The organism is Paraburkholderia sp. SIMBA_027 (assembly GCF_046535315.1).
GTDB lineage: Bacteria > Pseudomonadota > Gammaproteobacteria > Burkholderiales > Burkholderiaceae > Paraburkholderia > Paraburkholderia tropica.
The window spans coordinates 1-14,882 of sequence record NZ_JAWRWY010000005.1 but is presented as its reverse complement, the minus strand read 5'-3'; the positions used below and the strand labels follow the sequence as shown (position 1 = coordinate 14,882).

General features: G+C 64.9%; 10 protein-coding genes and 2 pseudogenes. 2 read left to right on the top strand and 10 right to left on the bottom strand.

Annotation, left to right across the window (positions count from 1 at the left end; genetic code table 11):
* Positions 1-11: 11 nt before the first annotated feature.
* From SB764_RS10450 to SB764_RS10415, 8 genes and pseudogenes are all read right to left on the bottom strand, one after another.
* A complete protein-coding gene (locus tag SB764_RS10450; RefSeq protein ID WP_074987361.1) occupies positions 12-1,427 on the bottom strand; it encodes a UDP-N-acetylmuramoyl-tripeptide--D-alanyl-D-alanine ligase in 1,416 nt (471 codons plus the stop codon).
* Positions 1,424-2,989, bottom strand: coding sequence for a UDP-N-acetylmuramoyl-L-alanyl-D-glutamate--2,6-diaminopimelate ligase (locus SB764_RS10445; RefSeq protein WP_410863502.1), 1,566 nt, complete (start codon positions 2,987-2,989; stop codon positions 1,424-1,426). Before SB764_RS10445 ends, SB764_RS10450 begins: the two co-directional genes overlap by 4 nt.
* The gene (locus tag SB764_RS10440) at positions 2,986-4,875 is read right to left on the bottom strand and encodes a peptidoglycan D,D-transpeptidase FtsI family protein (RefSeq protein WP_065060433.1); all 1,890 of its coding nucleotides are present in this window, start codon (positions 4,873-4,875) and stop codon (positions 2,986-2,988) included. Before SB764_RS10440 ends, SB764_RS10445 begins: the two co-directional genes overlap by 4 nt.
* A complete protein-coding gene (ftsL, locus tag SB764_RS10435; RefSeq protein WP_065060434.1) occupies positions 4,872-5,225 on the bottom strand; it encodes a cell division protein FtsL in 354 nt (117 codons plus the stop codon). Before ftsL ends, SB764_RS10440 begins: the two co-directional genes overlap by 4 nt.
* Positions 5,222-6,175: a 16S rRNA (cytosine(1402)-N(4))-methyltransferase RsmH gene (gene rsmH, locus SB764_RS10430; RefSeq protein ID WP_065060435.1), complete on the bottom strand. Its 954-nt coding sequence runs from the start codon at positions 6,173-6,175 to the stop codon at positions 5,222-5,224. Before rsmH ends, ftsL begins: the two co-directional genes overlap by 4 nt.
* Before the next feature lie 17 nt (positions 6,176-6,192).
* Positions 6,193-6,621 (bottom strand): division/cell wall cluster transcriptional repressor MraZ, encoded by a 429-nt coding sequence (mraZ, locus tag SB764_RS10425; protein ID WP_027818006.1) that lies wholly within the window; start codon positions 6,619-6,621, stop codon positions 6,193-6,195.
* Between the two features lie 389 nt (positions 6,622-7,010).
* Positions 7,011-7,538: pseudogene (gene coq7 / locus SB764_RS10420) on the bottom strand (2-polyprenyl-3-methyl-6-methoxy-1,4-benzoquinone monooxygenase); the annotation flags it as partial.
* A 102-nt stretch (positions 7,539-7,640) separates the two neighbouring features.
* Positions 7,641-7,724 (bottom strand): annotated as a pseudogene (locus SB764_RS10415) (demethoxyubiquinone hydroxylase family protein); the annotation flags it as partial.
* A 395-nt stretch (positions 7,725-8,119) separates the two neighbouring features.
* On the opposite strand from SB764_RS10415, the gene SB764_RS10410 reads away from it, so the two are divergent.
* A complete protein-coding gene (locus tag SB764_RS10410; RefSeq protein ID WP_410863499.1) occupies positions 8,120-9,322 on the top strand; it encodes a porin in 1,203 nt (400 codons plus the stop codon).
* A gap of 121 nt (positions 9,323-9,443) precedes the next feature.
* Here SB764_RS10410 and SB764_RS10405 read toward each other — a convergent pair whose 3' ends face one another.
* Positions 9,444-11,123, bottom strand: coding sequence for a long-chain fatty acid--CoA ligase (locus tag SB764_RS10405; protein WP_074987359.1), 1,680 nt, complete (start codon positions 11,121-11,123; stop codon positions 9,444-9,446).
* 124 nt (positions 11,124-11,247) lie between these two features.
* Entirely contained in the window at positions 11,248-13,326 is a 2,079-nt protein-coding gene (locus tag SB764_RS10400; RefSeq protein ID WP_410863497.1) for a molybdopterin-dependent oxidoreductase, read from the bottom strand.
* A 169-nt stretch (positions 13,327-13,495) separates the two neighbouring features.
* Between SB764_RS10400 and SB764_RS10395 the strand changes: the two genes are divergently transcribed.
* Entirely contained in the window at positions 13,496-14,689 is a 1,194-nt protein-coding gene (locus SB764_RS10395; RefSeq protein ID WP_065060440.1) for a M20 aminoacylase family protein, read from the top strand.
* Positions 14,690-14,882 lie beyond the last annotated feature (193 nt).

Below are 14,882 nucleotides of genomic sequence, written 5' to 3'. Positions count from 1 at the left end.
TCCTTCGTATTTCAGTGCGCGCCGGACGCTGCGTCCGGTGCAGGGGTTTGCGGATTCGTGAGTGCGGCCACCACGCGCTCCATCTGCATGAAGCGCGAGCCTTTCACGAGGATCGTGGCGCCCGGGCCGTAGCCCGCGCCAGCGAGTGCGCTCACGAGCGCGTTCGCGTCGGCGGCGTGCAGCGCGCCTGCGCCGAATGCCGCCGTGATGTCGCGCGCCGCGTCGCCGAGCGTATAAAGCGCATCGATGCCGCGCTCTTTCGCGTAAGCGCCCACCTCGCGGTGGAACGCCGGGCCGTCGTCGCCGACTTCGCCCATGTCGCCGAGCACGAGCACACGCGGCGCGGCCTGCGCCGCCAGCACGTCGATGGCCGCGCGCACGGAATCGGGATTCGCGTTGTAGGTGTCGTCGATCACGACGGCGCCCGCGAGTTCGCCGAGCGCCGCGCGCTTGACCTGCAGGCGGCCCTTCACAGGCTCGAACGCTTCGAGGCCGCGCTGAATCGCGTCGAACGACACGCCCGCCGCGAGCGCCGCCGCCGTAGCGGCGAGTGCGTTGTGCGCGTTGTGCGCGCCGAGCACCTGCAATTCCACTTCGAGATGGCCGTCGGGCGTCGCGATCGCGAGCCGCGACGCATTCACCAGCTTGCCTGTGACCGCGGCATCGACCGCGCGTTCATCGGTATGCAGCGCGAAATCGAGAATTTTCGAGCCGGTGGCCGCCACGCGCCAGATGCCTGCGTAAGCGTCGTCGGCGGGAAACACGGCCGTGCCTTCGGGCTTGAGCGCGTGAATCACGCTCGCGTGCTCGAGCGCGACGGCTTCCACCGTCGCCATGAACTCCTGATGCTCGCGCTGCGCGTTGTTCACCACGGCGACGGTCGGCTCCGCGAATTTCGCGAGCAACTCGGTTTCGCCCGGATGATTCATGCCCAGCTCGACCACCGCCAGCTTGTGCGAGGCGTTCAGACGCAGCAGCGTGAGCGGCACGCCGATGTCGTTGTTCAGATTGCCCGCGGTCGCGAGACGCGCTTCGGCGCCGACGGCCGCTGCGAAGATCGACGCGATCATTTCCTTGACCGTGGTCTTGCCGTTGCTGCCCGTGACCGCGACGAGCGGCAGCGTGAAGCGACGCCGCCAGCCGAGTGCGAGCGCGCCCAGCGCCGTGCGCGTATCGTCCACGCGCAGCGCCGGAATGCGCCAGTCGCCGGGGCTGCGCGACACGAGCGCCGCGCTCACGTGACGGCCAGCCACTTCGGGCAGGAAGTCGTGCGCGTCGAAGCGGTCGCCCTTGAGTGCGACGAAAAGATCGCCGGGACCGGTCGTGCGGCTGTCGGTCGAGATGCGCGCAAACGTGGCGTTCTCGTCGCCGAGAACACTCGCACCGGGAATCAGCGCTGCCGCTTCGCGCAGGGAAAGCATTGTCATTCACCGCCTCCGCGCCCATGCCGATCGGAAGTCGGTCGGGCTGCGAGCGCAAGGCGCGCGTGGTCCTGGTCGGAGAACGCGCGCTTCTTGCCCATGATTTCCTGAGTTGCCTCGTGCCCCTTGCCGGCCAGCACGATGACGTCTTCCTTCGCCGCGCCGCGCACCGCCTGCAGGATCGCGCTCGCGCGGTCCTCGATGCGGCGCGCCTTCGCGGCCTCGCGCATGCCACCGACGATCTGGTCGATGATCGCCGTGGGCGATTCGCTGCGCGGGTTGTCGCTCGTCACCACGACCTGATCGGCGAGACGCTCGGCGATCGCGCCCATCAGCGGACGCTTGGTGGAGTCGCGGTCGCCGCCGCAGCCGAACATGCAGATCAGCTGGCCGCCGCGCGCCGCGGCGATCGGGCGCAGCGCGTCGAGCGTCTTTTCGAGCGCGTCGGGCGTGTGCGCGTAGTCGATCACCACGAGCGGCTCGTCGTGATCGGTGCGGCCGCCGAGACGCTCCATGCGGCCGTTCACCGGCTGCAGCTTCGCGATTTCGTTGAGCGCCGCGAGAAGCGGCACGTTCGCCGCCAGCAGCGCGCCGAGCACGCCGAGCAGATTGCTGACGTTGAAGAGACCGAGCGTCTGCACTTCGACGTTCGCTTCGCCCCAGTCCGACGTTTCCAGATGGAACGCGGTGCCCGTGGCGGTCGCGCGCACGTTCGTGGCGCGCAGCCAGGCGTCGGCGGCCGGCGCATCGGCGGCGGGCGTTTCCACGCCGTACGCGATCGTGCGCGCCGTGCCGCGCGTGGCGGCGATCAGGCGGCGGCCCGCTGCGTCGTCGGCGTTGATGACCGCCGCGCGCAGACCAGGCCACGCGAACAGACGCGCCTTCGCGGCTTCATACGCCTCGAAGGTGCGGTGATAGTCGAGATGATCCTGCGTCAGATTCGTGAACACGGCGATGTCGAAGGACGTGCCGTTCACGCGCCCCTGATGCAACGCGTGCGACGACACTTCCATCGCAACCGCCTTCGCACCCGATTGCTGCAGTTGCGCGAGCGAGCGCTGCAGTTGCGGCGCGTCGGGCGTCGTGAAACCGGTGTGCACGAGCTGGCCGACAAAGCCGCTGCCGAGCGTGCCGACGATCGCGCACTTCTGGCCGATGGCCGTGAGCGCCGAAGCGATCCACTGGCTGCACGAAGTCTTGCCGTTCGTGCCGGTCACGCCGACCACGAGCATCGCGTCACTCGGATCGCCATACCAGCCGCTCGCGATCTCGCCCGCGACCACGTCGAGCTGCGGCACGGCGAGCGCGTTTTGCGCCTGCGAGAAGTCGAACGTGCCTGCATAGCCTTCCGGCTGATAGACGACCGCCGCCGCGCCGCGCGCAAGCGCGCTTTCGATGTGCGGACGGTTGTCCGCGCCTTCGACGGCGTAGGCGAGGAACACGTCGCCCGGCTGGAGCGAACGCGTGTCGGCGTGCAGATTGGCGGCGGGCGCGATGCGCGCGCGCAGCCAGGCGAGCGCGTCCGCGATCTGCCGGTGCGCGGGATGCTGATTGCGCGTGGCGCTCATCGGACGACTCCGGGACGGTTTTTCGCGTTGTCGGCGACGGTCATGTGATGCGCGCCGACAGGGGTTTTCAGGACAGGCGCCGCACTCGCGACGCGCTTCGTGGGACCGGCGGGCGCGTTCGCGGCGGCCGGCGCGGAGGCGCTATCATCCGAGACCACGAGCTGCTTGACCGGCATATCCGGCGGGACGTTGAGCGAGCGCAAGGTGTCGCCGACGATGCCCGAGAACACCGGCCCCGACACCGCGCCGCCGAAGTGGCTGCCCGCCGTCGGCTCGTCGACCGTCACCGCCACCACGATGCGCGGGTTCGGCATCGGCGCCATGCCGACGAACGACGCGCGGTACTTCGAATGGTCGTAGCCGTGCGGGCCGTGCTTGTACGCCGTGCCGGACTTGCCGCCCACGCGATAGCCAGGCACCGCCGCGTCGGGCGAGGTGCCGTCCTTCGACACCACGCTTTCGAGCATCGTGCGCACTTCGCGCGCGGTGGTGGGCGCAAACACCTGCGTGCCGACCACGGGCTGGTCGTCGCCGGGATGACGGAAGATCGACACCGGCAGAATCTGGCCGTCGTGCGCGATGGCCGTGTACGCGCGCGCAAGCTGGAACAGCGACACCGAGAGGCCATAACCGTACGACATGGTGGCCTGCTCGATGCGGCGCCAGCTTTTCCACGGACGCAGCCGGCCCGGCGCCGCGCCGGGGAACCCGACCTTCGGCGCTTGCCCGAGACCGATGCTGGTGTACATGTTCCACATTTCTTCGGGCCGGAGCGTCATCGCGATCTTGGTCGCGCCGATGTTCGACGACTTCTGGATCACGCCGCCCACCGTCAGCACGCCGAAACCGGCGTCGTCGGTGATGGTCGCGCCGTCGAGCGTGAAGTGGCCCGCACCCGTATCCACCAGTGTAGTCGGCGAGACGCGGTGCAGATCGAGGGCCAGCGACACCGTGAACGGCTTCATGATCGAGCCCGGCTCGAACACGTCGGTGAGAATGCGGTTGCGCAACTGCTCGCCCGTGAGGTGCGAGCGGTCGTTCGGGTTGTACGTGGGGTAATTCACGAGCGCGAGCACTTCGCCCGTGCGCACGTCCACCACCATCGCCGCGCCGGCCTTGGCCTTGAACTTCTCCACCGCCGCCTTCAGGTTCGAATAGGCGATGTATTGAATCTTGCTGTCGATCGACAGTTCGACGTCCGTACCATCGTGGGGCACGACCGTTTCGTCGACGTCTTCGACGATGTGGCCCATCCGGTCCTTGATGACGTGACGAATGCCGGGCATGCCGGCAAGAATTTTCTGATCGGACAGCTCGACGCCTTCCTGCCCTTCGTCTTCCACATTGGTGAAGCCGATCAGGTGGGCCGTGACGTCGCCTTCCGGATAAAAACGTTTGTATTCGTTGCGTTGATAAATGCCGGGGATGTCGAGCGCCGTAATCTGCTGCGCGATGTCGAGCGGCACCTGGCGCTTCACATAGACGAAAGTCTTGTCTTCGGAAAGCTTCTTGCGCAGTTCCTGCTGCGTCATGCCGAGCAGTTTGCCGAGCTGCGCGAGCTTGTCGGCGCCGAGGTCGTCGGGCACGGCTTCGGGAATCGCCCAGATCGCGCGCACGGGCAGACTCGTGGCGAGCACGAGGCCGTTGCGGTCGAGAATCTTGCCGCGCGTGGCGGGCAGTTCGATGGTGCGCTGATAGCGGCTTTCGCCCTGCTTCTGATAGAAGGCGTTGCCCGGTCCCTGGATCCAGAACGCGCGCGCGGCGAGCGCGACGAACGCCATGAACAGCATGAAGACGACGAGCTTCGAGCGCCACATCGGCAGGCGCACGGAGAGAATGGGATTCGCGGTGAAGGCGACGCTCTTGCGGCTGTTGCCCTTTTTCATCGCGCGCCTCCGCGACGGTTGGCCGCCGCCGCGCCCTGCGCCGGCGCGGACGTGGGCACGGGCGCGTCCACAGCGGTGGCCGCGCCCGGTGCGAGCGTCAGGTATTGCGTGCGTCCGGTCGTCACGGGCTGCATCTTGAGCGAATCGGTAGCGATCTGTTCGACGCGCGACGTTCTGGACAGCGCGCTCTGCTGATACTGAAGTTGCGCGTAGTCCTGCTGGAGCTGACGCTCCTGCGACTGCGCGCGTTGCAACTGAATGAAGATCTGACGCTGCTGATTGGTGGCGTTGACGACCGACAACGCGCAACCCATGACGACGATCAGCAGGAAGATGTTCAGGCGGTTCATGGCGTGACGCGCTCCGCGATGCGCATCACGGCCGAGCGGGCGCGCGGATTCGCGGCGACTTCCTCGTCGCTCGCGAACACGCGGCCGAGCAGCTTCAACGGCGGGCTGGGCAGGTCGACGGCGCGGATCGGCAAGCGGCGATCGATCGCGGGCGCGGTGGCGTGCGCCTGCATGAACCGCTTCACGATTCGGTCTTCCAGCGAATGGAAGCTGATGACCACGAGCCGCCCTCCCTGCTCCAGCAACGCCAGCGCTGCTTCTAGAACGACCTGCAGCTCCGCAAGCTCTTGATTGACGTGAATCCGTATAGCTTGAAAGGTGCGGGTTGCCGGGTCCTTACCCTTCTCACGGGTTTTGACGGCGTTAGCCACGATTTGGGCAAGCTCGCCCGTGCTGTCGAGAGGCCCGAGACGGTCGGACTCTGCCCGGCGAGCAACAAGCGCCTTTGCAATCTGAAAAGCAAACCGTTCTTCCCCATAATCTCGAATCACCTCCGTCAGTTCCTGCAACGTGGCCCGCGCGAGCCAGTCAGCGGCGGACTCGCCGCGCGTCGGGTCCATCCGCATGTCGAGCGGACCATTGGCGCGGAAACTGAAACCGCGCTCCGGGTCGTCGATTTGCGGCGACGACACGCCCAGGTCCAGCAAAATCCCCGACACACGCCCTACCCCGCGCTCCGCCATCGCGTCGCGCAGTGAAGCAAAACTCTCGTGCACGATCGAGAACCGCGCGTCGCCGACCTGTTCGGCCGTGGCGATCGCCAGCGGGTCCTTGTCGAACGCGATCAGGCGCCCGGCTTCGGAAAGCCGGCCGAGAACCGCGCGACTGTGCCCGCCGCGACCGAACGTGCCGTCCACATAGACGCCGTCCGCGCGCGTCACGAGCGCATCGACCGCTTCATCGAGCAGCACCGTGCGATGCTGCAATCCTTGTCCCATCGCAGATGCCATAGCGTTTTAAACCGCGATCAGAACGTGAAATTCTTCAAGGCGTCGGGCATGCCTTGGGCCATCGCCGCCTGTTCCTTCGCGGCGTAGGTTTGCGCATCCCACAACTCAAAATGACTACCCATGCCGAGCAGCATGACTTCCTTTTCCATACCAGCTGCGAGACGTAATTCGGGAGAGACGAGCACGCGACCCGCGCTGTCGAGGTCGACGTCGGACGCATTACCGAGAAAAATGCGGCGCCACCAGTGGGCGTCCATCGGCAATGCGGCGACTTTCGCGCGGAAGACTTCCCATTCAGGGCGCGGAAATAGCAACAGGCAGCCGTCCGGGTGCTTGGTGATCGTCACCCGGCCTTCTGCCTGTTGTTGCAGCGCGTCCCGATAGCGAGACGGAATCGACATCCGTCCTTTCGCATCGAGTGTCAGCGCCGACGCCCCCTGGAACAATTTGCTCCCCCTCACGCGGCGCCGATCGCCGCCCGTCTAAATCTCAGGAAATTTACCCGAATACGTATCTGGAATCACACAAAAATACACTTTCTCACACTGTCTCCCACTTTAGAGGAAGGCCCAACGAGGGTCAAGGTGGCTGGCGCGTTTTTTGACGAAATTTATCCGCTAGAACAAGGACTTAGCGGCACTTGTTCAAGTCAGGCGCAAAGCCAAAAACCGTTATGAATGAATGAGCTAACGCAGGTTGTGAAGGTGATACGTGAAATAGGCGGTGAAAATCGCGGTGGTGCGGGGCGTTGGCGGGGATTAAAGCGAAAGGCTAAATGCGCTAAAGGGGCGGTAATCGCGCGGGCGGGCGTCTCCCACCTGCCCGCGCAAAATCACTAGATGTAGTAGGCCGTGCGCGTCATGACTTTCGACGCGGCGCGCATGAGCGAGCGCATCGGCAGCGGCAATTCGATGCCGCCGAGGTCGGTGGCCGAGCGCGCGTGGGCGATCTCGTCGGTGCGCATCTGTTCGACGATGGCGCGCGATTCGAGGTCGGCGGGCGGCAAGGCGTCGAGGTGGCTGTCCAGGTGATGTTCGACCTGGCGTTCGGTTTCGGCCATGAAGCCGAGACTGACCCGGTCGCCCAGACGGCCCGCCGCGAAGCCGATCGCGAGCGCGCCCGCGTACCAGAGCGGATTGAGCAGGCTCGGACGCGAATCGAGCGCTTCCAGACGGCGCGCGGTCCAGGCGAGGTGATCCTCCTCTTCCTGCGCGGCGTGCTCGAAGGCGGCCTTCAGCGACGGCGAGCGCGTGGCGATCTTCTGCGCCTGATAAAGCGCCTGCGCGCAAACTTCGCCCACGTGATTCACGCGCATGAGGCCCGCCGCGTGCGAACGCTCGGCGGCCGTGAGCTCGCCGGGCGCGGTGCCGACCGCCGCCACGCCAGCGACTTCGGATTCGTCGCCGGCCGCGAGTGCGACGTCTTGCGCGCGCGTGCGCGCCGCGGCCGATTCGGGGGAAGGCTGAGGGATGGGCCGCGACATGCGCGACACGCCAGTGATCGAGCGCAGGCCCCGATCGAATTCGGTAATCAACTCGTCAAGCGTCATCCAACCTCCCTCCTCGCGCACTGCAAACAGCACGGCAAAAGCACAGCCAAAACACGACCCCGAGCGCCGACGACCTGGCGCGAAATGCGTCTGATAAGCATCTCGCATTCGCCGACCGACCGGCCGTTAAAAAAGCACTACAGGAACTCTCGCCGCGCCGTCAATCAGGGGCAGCGCCGATACCCGGCGCATATTCTAGACCATGTTGTGTAAACGAAACAGGTACTTAGGAGCGTCCTGCCTTTTCCTTTGTCACCCCTAACCCTTTTGTTACATTACGTGCAACTTCTCGCGAAGTTAGACACGCAAGGCCACAGCACGACACATCGCACTACATAAGAATCGGCCTTGTAAAAAGACGCATAAAAGATTCGCAAAATACTGGAGATCATTCAATGAAGAAGTCGCTTCTCGCGCTTGCTGCGCTGGGCGCGTTCGCGGGCGTTGCTCACGCACAGAGCAGTGTCACGCTGTACGGCATCATCGACGAAGGTTTCAACATCAACACGAACTCGGGCGGCAAGCACCTGTACAACCTCTCGAGCGGCGTGCTGCAGGGCAGCCGTTTCGGCCTGCGCGGCGCTGAGGATCTGGGCGGCGGTCTGAAGGCGGTCTTCGTGCTCGAAAACGGTTTCGACGTGAACAACGGCAAGCTCGGTCAAGGCGGCCTGATGTTCGGTCGTCAAGCCTACGTCGGCCTGAGCAACACGCAGATCGGCACGGTCACGCTGGGTCGTCAGTACGACTCCGTCGTCGACTACGTCGGTCCGCTCGAAGCGGGCGACCAGTGGGGTGGCTACATCGCGGCTCACCCGGGCGACATCGACAACTTCAACAACGCGTACCGCACCAACAACACGATCAAGTTCACCAGCGCGAACTACGCTGGCCTGACGTTTGGCGGCACGTACAGCTTCGGCGGCACGGCGGGCGACTTCACCCACAACCAGATCTGGTCGCTGGGCGCAGGCTACAACAACGGCCCGCTGGCCCTCGGCCTCGCCTATTTGAACGCGCGCACGCCGGCAGCCTCGGGCGGCCTCTTCAACAACGGCGGCACGATCGCTGCGAACACGGGCGCCGCGGCTTCGGGCTACGCCGTGAGCTCGCCGGTCTACGCGGGCTTCGCTTCGGCCAACACGTACCAGGTGATCGGTGCGGGCGGCGCGTACACGTTCGGCGCAGCAACGTTCGGCCTGACGTATTCGAACATCCGCTTCGCGAACCTCGGCTCGTCGTACTCGAACGCAGCGATCGCCGGTTACCGCGGCCAGTCGGCGACGTTCAACAACGCCGAAGTGAACTTCAAGTACCAGCTCACGCCGGCTCTGCTGGTTGGCGCGGCGTACGACTACACGCGCGGCGCGTCGATCAACGGCGCTTCGCGTGCCCAGTACCACCAGGGCGCAGTCGGCGTCGACTACTTCCTGTCGAAGCGCACCGACGTCTACGTGATCGGCGTGTACCAGCATGCGCTGGGCGAAACGCTGAACTACGCAGGTCAGGTGGTCGACGCGACGGCTGGCATCAACGGCCTGTCGGGTTCGTCGAACCAGAACCAGTTCACGGCCCGCGTCGGCATCCGTCACAAGTTCTAAGAAGAACAGCCGTAGTAGTCTCGAAGGCGCCCGCGGGCGCCTTTTTTCTTTGATGCGGCGCATAAAAAAAGCCCGCCCTTTCGGGCAGGCTTTTTTCACGAACGCTGCGAGCGCCGCGCTGTTACGACACGCGCGTGTCCCGCAATTCGCGACGCAGGATCTTGCCGACGTTGCTCTTCGGCAGATCGTTGCGGAACTCGATGAGCTTCGGACGCTTGTAGCCCGTGAGCTGCGTCTTGCAGTAGTCGAACACGTCCTTGTCGGTGAGCGCCGGATCCTTCTTGACGATATAGAGCTTCACCGCTTCGCCCGAATGCTGATCGGGCACGCCCACGGCCGCCACCTCGAACACGCCCGGCAGCTTCGCGACCACGTCCTCGACTTCGTTCGGATAGACATTGAAGCCCGACACCAGAATCATGTCCTTCTTGCGGTCGACGAGCTTGATATAGCCACGCGTATTCATCACGCCGACGTCGCCCGACTTGAAGTAGCCGTCGGCAGTCATGACCTTCGCCGTTTCTTCCGGACGCTGCCAGTAACCCGCCATCACCTGCGGTCCGCGAATGCAGATCTCGCCCGCTTCGCCGATCGGCAGTTCGTTGCCGTCGTCGTCGCGAATCGAGATTTCGGTGGACGGCAGCGGCAGCCCGATCGTGCCCGTGTACTCGGTGGCCGTGGTCGGGTTGCAGGTCACGCTCGGCGATGTTTCGGACAACCCATAACCTTCGACAATCGGCGTTTGCGTGCGCTCGTACCAGCGCTTCGCAACCGCTTCCTGCACCGCCATGCCGCCGCCGTTCGCGACCAGCAGATGCGAGAAGTCGAGCTTGTCGAAATCGGGATGATTGAGAATCGCGTTATAGAGCGTGTTGACCGCCGGGAACGTCGTAATCGAATAGCCGTGCAGTTCCTTGATCATGCCCGCGATGTCGCGCGGATTCGGAATCAGGATCGCGAGGCCGCCCGTGCGCATCGTCAGCAAGCCGCAGACGGTGAGCGCGAACACGTGATAGAGCGGCAGCGCCGCGACCGTGACCGGCTGCACGCCGGCCGGCAGACGCGCGAGCGCAGGCTCGGTCCACGCCGCCGACTGCAGGACGTTGGCGATCAGATTGCGGTGCAGCAGCGTCGCGCCCTTCGATACGCCGGTCGTGCCGCCCGTGTATTGAAGGAAGGCGACGTCGTCGGGCTTCTGCTCGACGGGCTTGAAGCTCTGGCGCGCGCCGGCCGCGAGCGCGGCCTTGAACGGCACGTGACCGGGCAGACTCCACGCGGGCACCATCTTCTTCACGCGGCGCACGACGAAATTGACGATGAAGCCTTTCGCCGCGCCGAGCAGATCGCCCATCGACGCGACCACGACGTGCTTCACGCGCGTTTGCGCGATCACGGCCTGGAGCGTGTTGGCGAAGTTCTCGAGGATGATGATCGCTTCGGCGCCGCTGTCCTTGAGCTGATGCTCGAGCTCGCGCGGCGTGTAAAGCGGATTGACGTTCACGACCACGTAGCCCGCGCGCAGGATCGCGGCGAGCGCGACCGGATATTGCAGCACGTTGGGCATCATGATGGCGATGCGCGCGCCGGGCGCGATGCCGCGCGACTGGAACCAGGCGGCGAGCCGCTTCGACAGCTCGTCGAGCTGTCCGTAGGTGATGGCCTTGCCCATGCAGGCGAACGCGGGCTTCGCGCGATTCGCGTTGAAACTCTCCGTGAGCAGCGCCGTGATGGACGCGTATTGGCTCGCGTCGATCTCGGCGGGCACGCCCGGCGGGTACGATTTCAGCCAGACCTTTTCCATGCGGCGTCTCCTCCTCTATATTTTCGAATGGTCGTGCTAAAAAATGGATCGTAGCACGGCGACCGTGTTTTTCTTACGGGAATCAGCGAGTTAGAAAGCGCCCTCCAACCCTTTCGGCCAGGGTTTACGCGCGCTCGACTTCGACGAGGCAGTCGTAGAACGTCGCCGAATTGCCGAGGTCGGTAAGCGCCTGGCTCGTCACCTCGTTGGCGTTGCGACCGTCGGGCGCGAGCTTCTTCCACCAGATCGACAAGCCGACCACGAGACCTTCGCGCGCGCGTTCGGACACGCGTGCGCGCGCACGCATCGAGCCGCGATCGTTGAAGACGCGAACCTGATCGCCGTCGACGATATTGCGCAGGGCGGCGTCGGCGGGATTGAGATCGATGTGCGGTTCGCCTTCGGTGGCGCGCAGGCTCTCGACGTTCACGAAGGTGCTGTTGAGGAAATTGCGCGCGGGCGGCGAGATCATCGCCAGCGGATAACGCGCCGCGAGTTCGGGCGCGCCGTCGGCCGACTCGTGCGGCGGCAGATAGTCGGGCAGCGGATCGAGGCCCGCTTGCGCGAGCGCTTCGCTGTAGAACTCGCACTTGCCCGTCGGCGTGCGGAAGCCGCCGTGCGCGAACGGCGCATCGGCAATATTCAGCTTGATCCACGCGTTCTGCTTGAGCGTGTCCCAGTTCGCGCCGTCGAAGGCCGGATCGCGCCAGTCGAATGCACGCGACGCCACCTCTTCGTCACTCTCGAACAGCGCGGGCTCGGTCAGGCCCATCGCGCGCGCAATCGAGCGGAAAATTTCCGTGTTCGGACGCGCCTCGCCCACCGGCGCGATTGCAGGCAGATTCGCCATCACGTGCGTGTGGCCGTAGGACTTATGCACGTCGAGGTGTTCGAGCTGCGTGGTCGCGGGCAGCAACAGATCGGCGTAATCGGCGGTATCGGTCTGGAACTGTTCGAGCACGATCGTGAACAGGTCGTCGCGCGCGAAGCCGGTCGCCACCTTCGCGGAGTCCGGCGCGACGGCAACGGGATTCGAGTTGTAGACCACGACCGCTTCGATCTTCGGACCGAACGCGGTGTCGCCCGCATGCGTGAGCGCGTCGCCGATCTGGTTCATGTTGACGATGCGCGGCTGATGCTTCGGCCAACCCGGGATCAGGTCGGGACGCTGCAGCGCGTGAGCATCGACCGGCGCCCAACCCGACGACGACAGCAGCACGCCGCCGGAACGCTCGCGCCACGCACCGGTGAGCGCGGGCAGACAGGCGATCGCACGCACCGCGTTGCCGCCGCCGCGTACGCGTTGCAGACCGTAGTTCATGCGGATCGCGACCTTGCGTGTCGACGCATAAAGGCGCGCGAGATCGACGATGGTCTGTTCCTCGATGCCGCAAATCTGCGCGACGCGGGCGGGCGTGTAAGTCAGCGCGCGCGCTTTCAGGGGCTCGTAGCCGTGCGTGTACGCGGCGATGTAGTCGTGATCGAGCCGGTCTTCGGTGATCAACACGTGCATCATGCCGAGCGCGAGTGCGCCGTCGGTGCCGGGCTTCAGCGCGATGTGCTGATGACACTTCTCGGCGGTCAGCGAGCGGTACGGGTCGATCGCGATCAGCTTCGCGCCGTTGCGCTTCGCTTCCTGCGCGCGGGTCCAGAAGTGCAGATTCGACGCGATCGGATTCGCGCCCCAGATCAGGATGACTTCGCTTTCCGCGAAGTGCTCGGTGAGCATGCCGAGGCTCGAGCCATACGTGTAGCGCAGGCCCGCCGCGCCGGCCGCCGCGCAGATCGCGCGATCGAGCCGCGACGCACCGAGCTTGTGGAAGAAGCGTTGCGCGATGCTGTCGCCTTGCACGAGCCCCATCGTGCCCGCATAGCTGTACGGCAGGATCGCCTCAGGCGCGCGCTGCGCGATCTCGCCGAGCCGCTCGGCCGCGATGGCGCAGGCCTCGTCCCAGGTAATCGGCTCGAAACGCCCCTCTCCCTTGGCGCCGACGCGCTTCATTGGCTGCGTCAGACGCTTCGGATGGTGCACGCGTTCGGCGTAGCGCGTGACCTTCGTGCAGAGCACGCCTTGCGTCGGCGCGTGATCGGGGTCGCCGCTCACCTTGATCGCCTTGCCGTTCTCGACGGTCACGCGCATCGCGCAGGTGTCGGGGCAGTCGTGGGGACAGACGGCGCGGGCAAAGTCGGCTCGGGCGTTCATGAGAGATTCCGTGGGTGCGGCAAGGTGTCAGTACTGCGATTTTATTATGCGCAGCGCACCCAACCGCCATGCGCCGGGGGCTGGAGCGCGAAAAAAAAGCTTCGGCGTAGAATGGTTCGTCTAGACCCGGCCTGATCGCCGGGCGCCCACTTTTTGAGCACTGCCCGCCATGAAACTGATCCCGGAAATCCAGGCCGCCCAAGGCGAAATCCAGGGCTTACGACGAACGATCCATGCCCATCCGGAACTGCGCTACGAAGAAAGCCAGACCGCCGATCTCGTGGCGTCGAAACTGGCCGAATGGGGTATCGAGGTGCATCGCGGTCTGGGCAAGACGGGCGTGGTCGGCGTGCTCAAACGCGGCAACGGCGCACGCTCGATCGGCCTGCGCGCCGATATGGATGCGCTGCCGATTCAGGAACTGAACACCTTCGATCATCGCTCGCGCAACGACGGCAAGATGCACGCGTGCGGCCACGACGGACATACGGCCATGCTGCTGGGCGCCGCGCAATATCTCGCCCGGCATGGCACATTCGACGGCACCATTGTCTTCATCTTTCAGCCCGCCGAGGAAGGCGGCGCGGGCGCGAAGGCGATGATCGACGACGGTCTTTTCACGCGCTTTCCCGTCGATGCCGTATTCGGCATTCATAACTGGCCTGGCATGCCCGCTGGTGTCTTCGGCGTGACCGAAGGGCCGATCATGGCGTCGAGCAACGAATTCCGAATCGAAATCAAAGGCGTGGGCTCGCATGCCGCCCTGCCGCACAACGGGCGCGATCCGGTGTTCACCGCAGTGCAGATCGCCAACGGGCTGCAAAGCATCATCACGCGCAACAAGAAGCCGCTGGATACCGCTGTGCTGTCGATCACGCAGATTCATGCGGGCGATGCCGTGAACGTGGTGCCGAATACGGCGTGGATTGCGGGCACGGTGCGCACCTTCACGACGGAAACGCTTGATCTGATCGAGTCGAGACTGCGCAAGATCGCCGAGAGCACGGCCGATGCGTACGACTGCTCGGTCGAGATCACATTCCATCGCAATTATCCGCCCACCGTGAACAGCAGCGCGGAAACGCAATTTGCCGCCGAGGTGATGCGCGAGGTGGTGGGCGCGGCTCGCGTCGACGCGAGCGTGGAGCCGACGATGGGCGCCGAAGACTTCTCGTTCATGCTGCTGGAAAAGCCGGGCTGCTATGCGTTTCTCGGTAACGGCGACGGTGGACATCGCGAGTCTGGACACGGCGCAGGTCCGTGCATGCTGCACAACGCGAGCTATGACTTCAACGACCAGTTGCTGCCGGTCGGATCGTCGTATTGGGTGCAATTGGCGACGAAATTTCTCGCGCAGAAGTAGTTCTTCTGCGTAGTTTGCTGTGTCGTGTGGAAACAAAAAAGCCGCCCTTGAGGCGGCTTTTTTCTGCCCAGGGTACGCGTATTTCCCACGCCCAAGCGCCAGAACCCCGGCTCTCTTTCTGGAGAAGCCGGGGTTCTGGACGTACTGCATAAGAAGCCTGACGATTACCTACTTTCACACGGGCAATCCGCAC

Bases quoted from the DNA above. Each gene is read 5' to 3' on its own strand.
- SB764_RS10410 (WP_410863499.1), top strand. From the start codon at position 8,120: ATGAAGAAGTCGCTTCTCGCGCTTGCTGCGCTGGGCGCGTTCGCGGGC.
- SB764_RS10440 (WP_065060433.1), bottom strand. From the start codon at position 4,875: ATGAAAAAGGGCAACAGCCGCAAGAGCGTCGCCTTCACCGCGAATCCC.
- SB764_RS10395 (WP_065060440.1), top strand. From the start codon at position 13,496: ATGAAACTGATCCCGGAAATCCAGGCCGCCCAAGGCGAAATCCAGGGC.
- SB764_RS10405 (WP_074987359.1), bottom strand. From the start codon at position 11,123: ATGGAAAAGGTCTGGCTGAAATCGTACCCGCCGGGCGTGCCCGCCGAG.
- SB764_RS10445 (WP_410863502.1), bottom strand. From the start codon at position 2,989: ATGAGCGCCACGCGCAATCAGCATCCCGCGCACCGGCAGATCGCGGAC.
- rsmH (WP_065060435.1), bottom strand. From the start codon at position 6,175: ATGGCATCTGCGATGGGACAAGGATTGCAGCATCGCACGGTGCTGCTC.
- ftsL (WP_065060434.1), bottom strand. From the start codon at position 5,225: ATGAACCGCCTGAACATCTTCCTGCTGATCGTCGTCATGGGTTGCGCG.
- SB764_RS10400 (WP_410863497.1), bottom strand. From the start codon at position 13,326: ATGAACGCCCGAGCCGACTTTGCCCGCGCCGTCTGTCCCCACGACTGC.
- SB764_RS10450 (WP_074987361.1), bottom strand. From the start codon at position 1,427: ATGACAATGCTTTCCCTGCGCGAAGCGGCAGCGCTGATTCCCGGTGCG.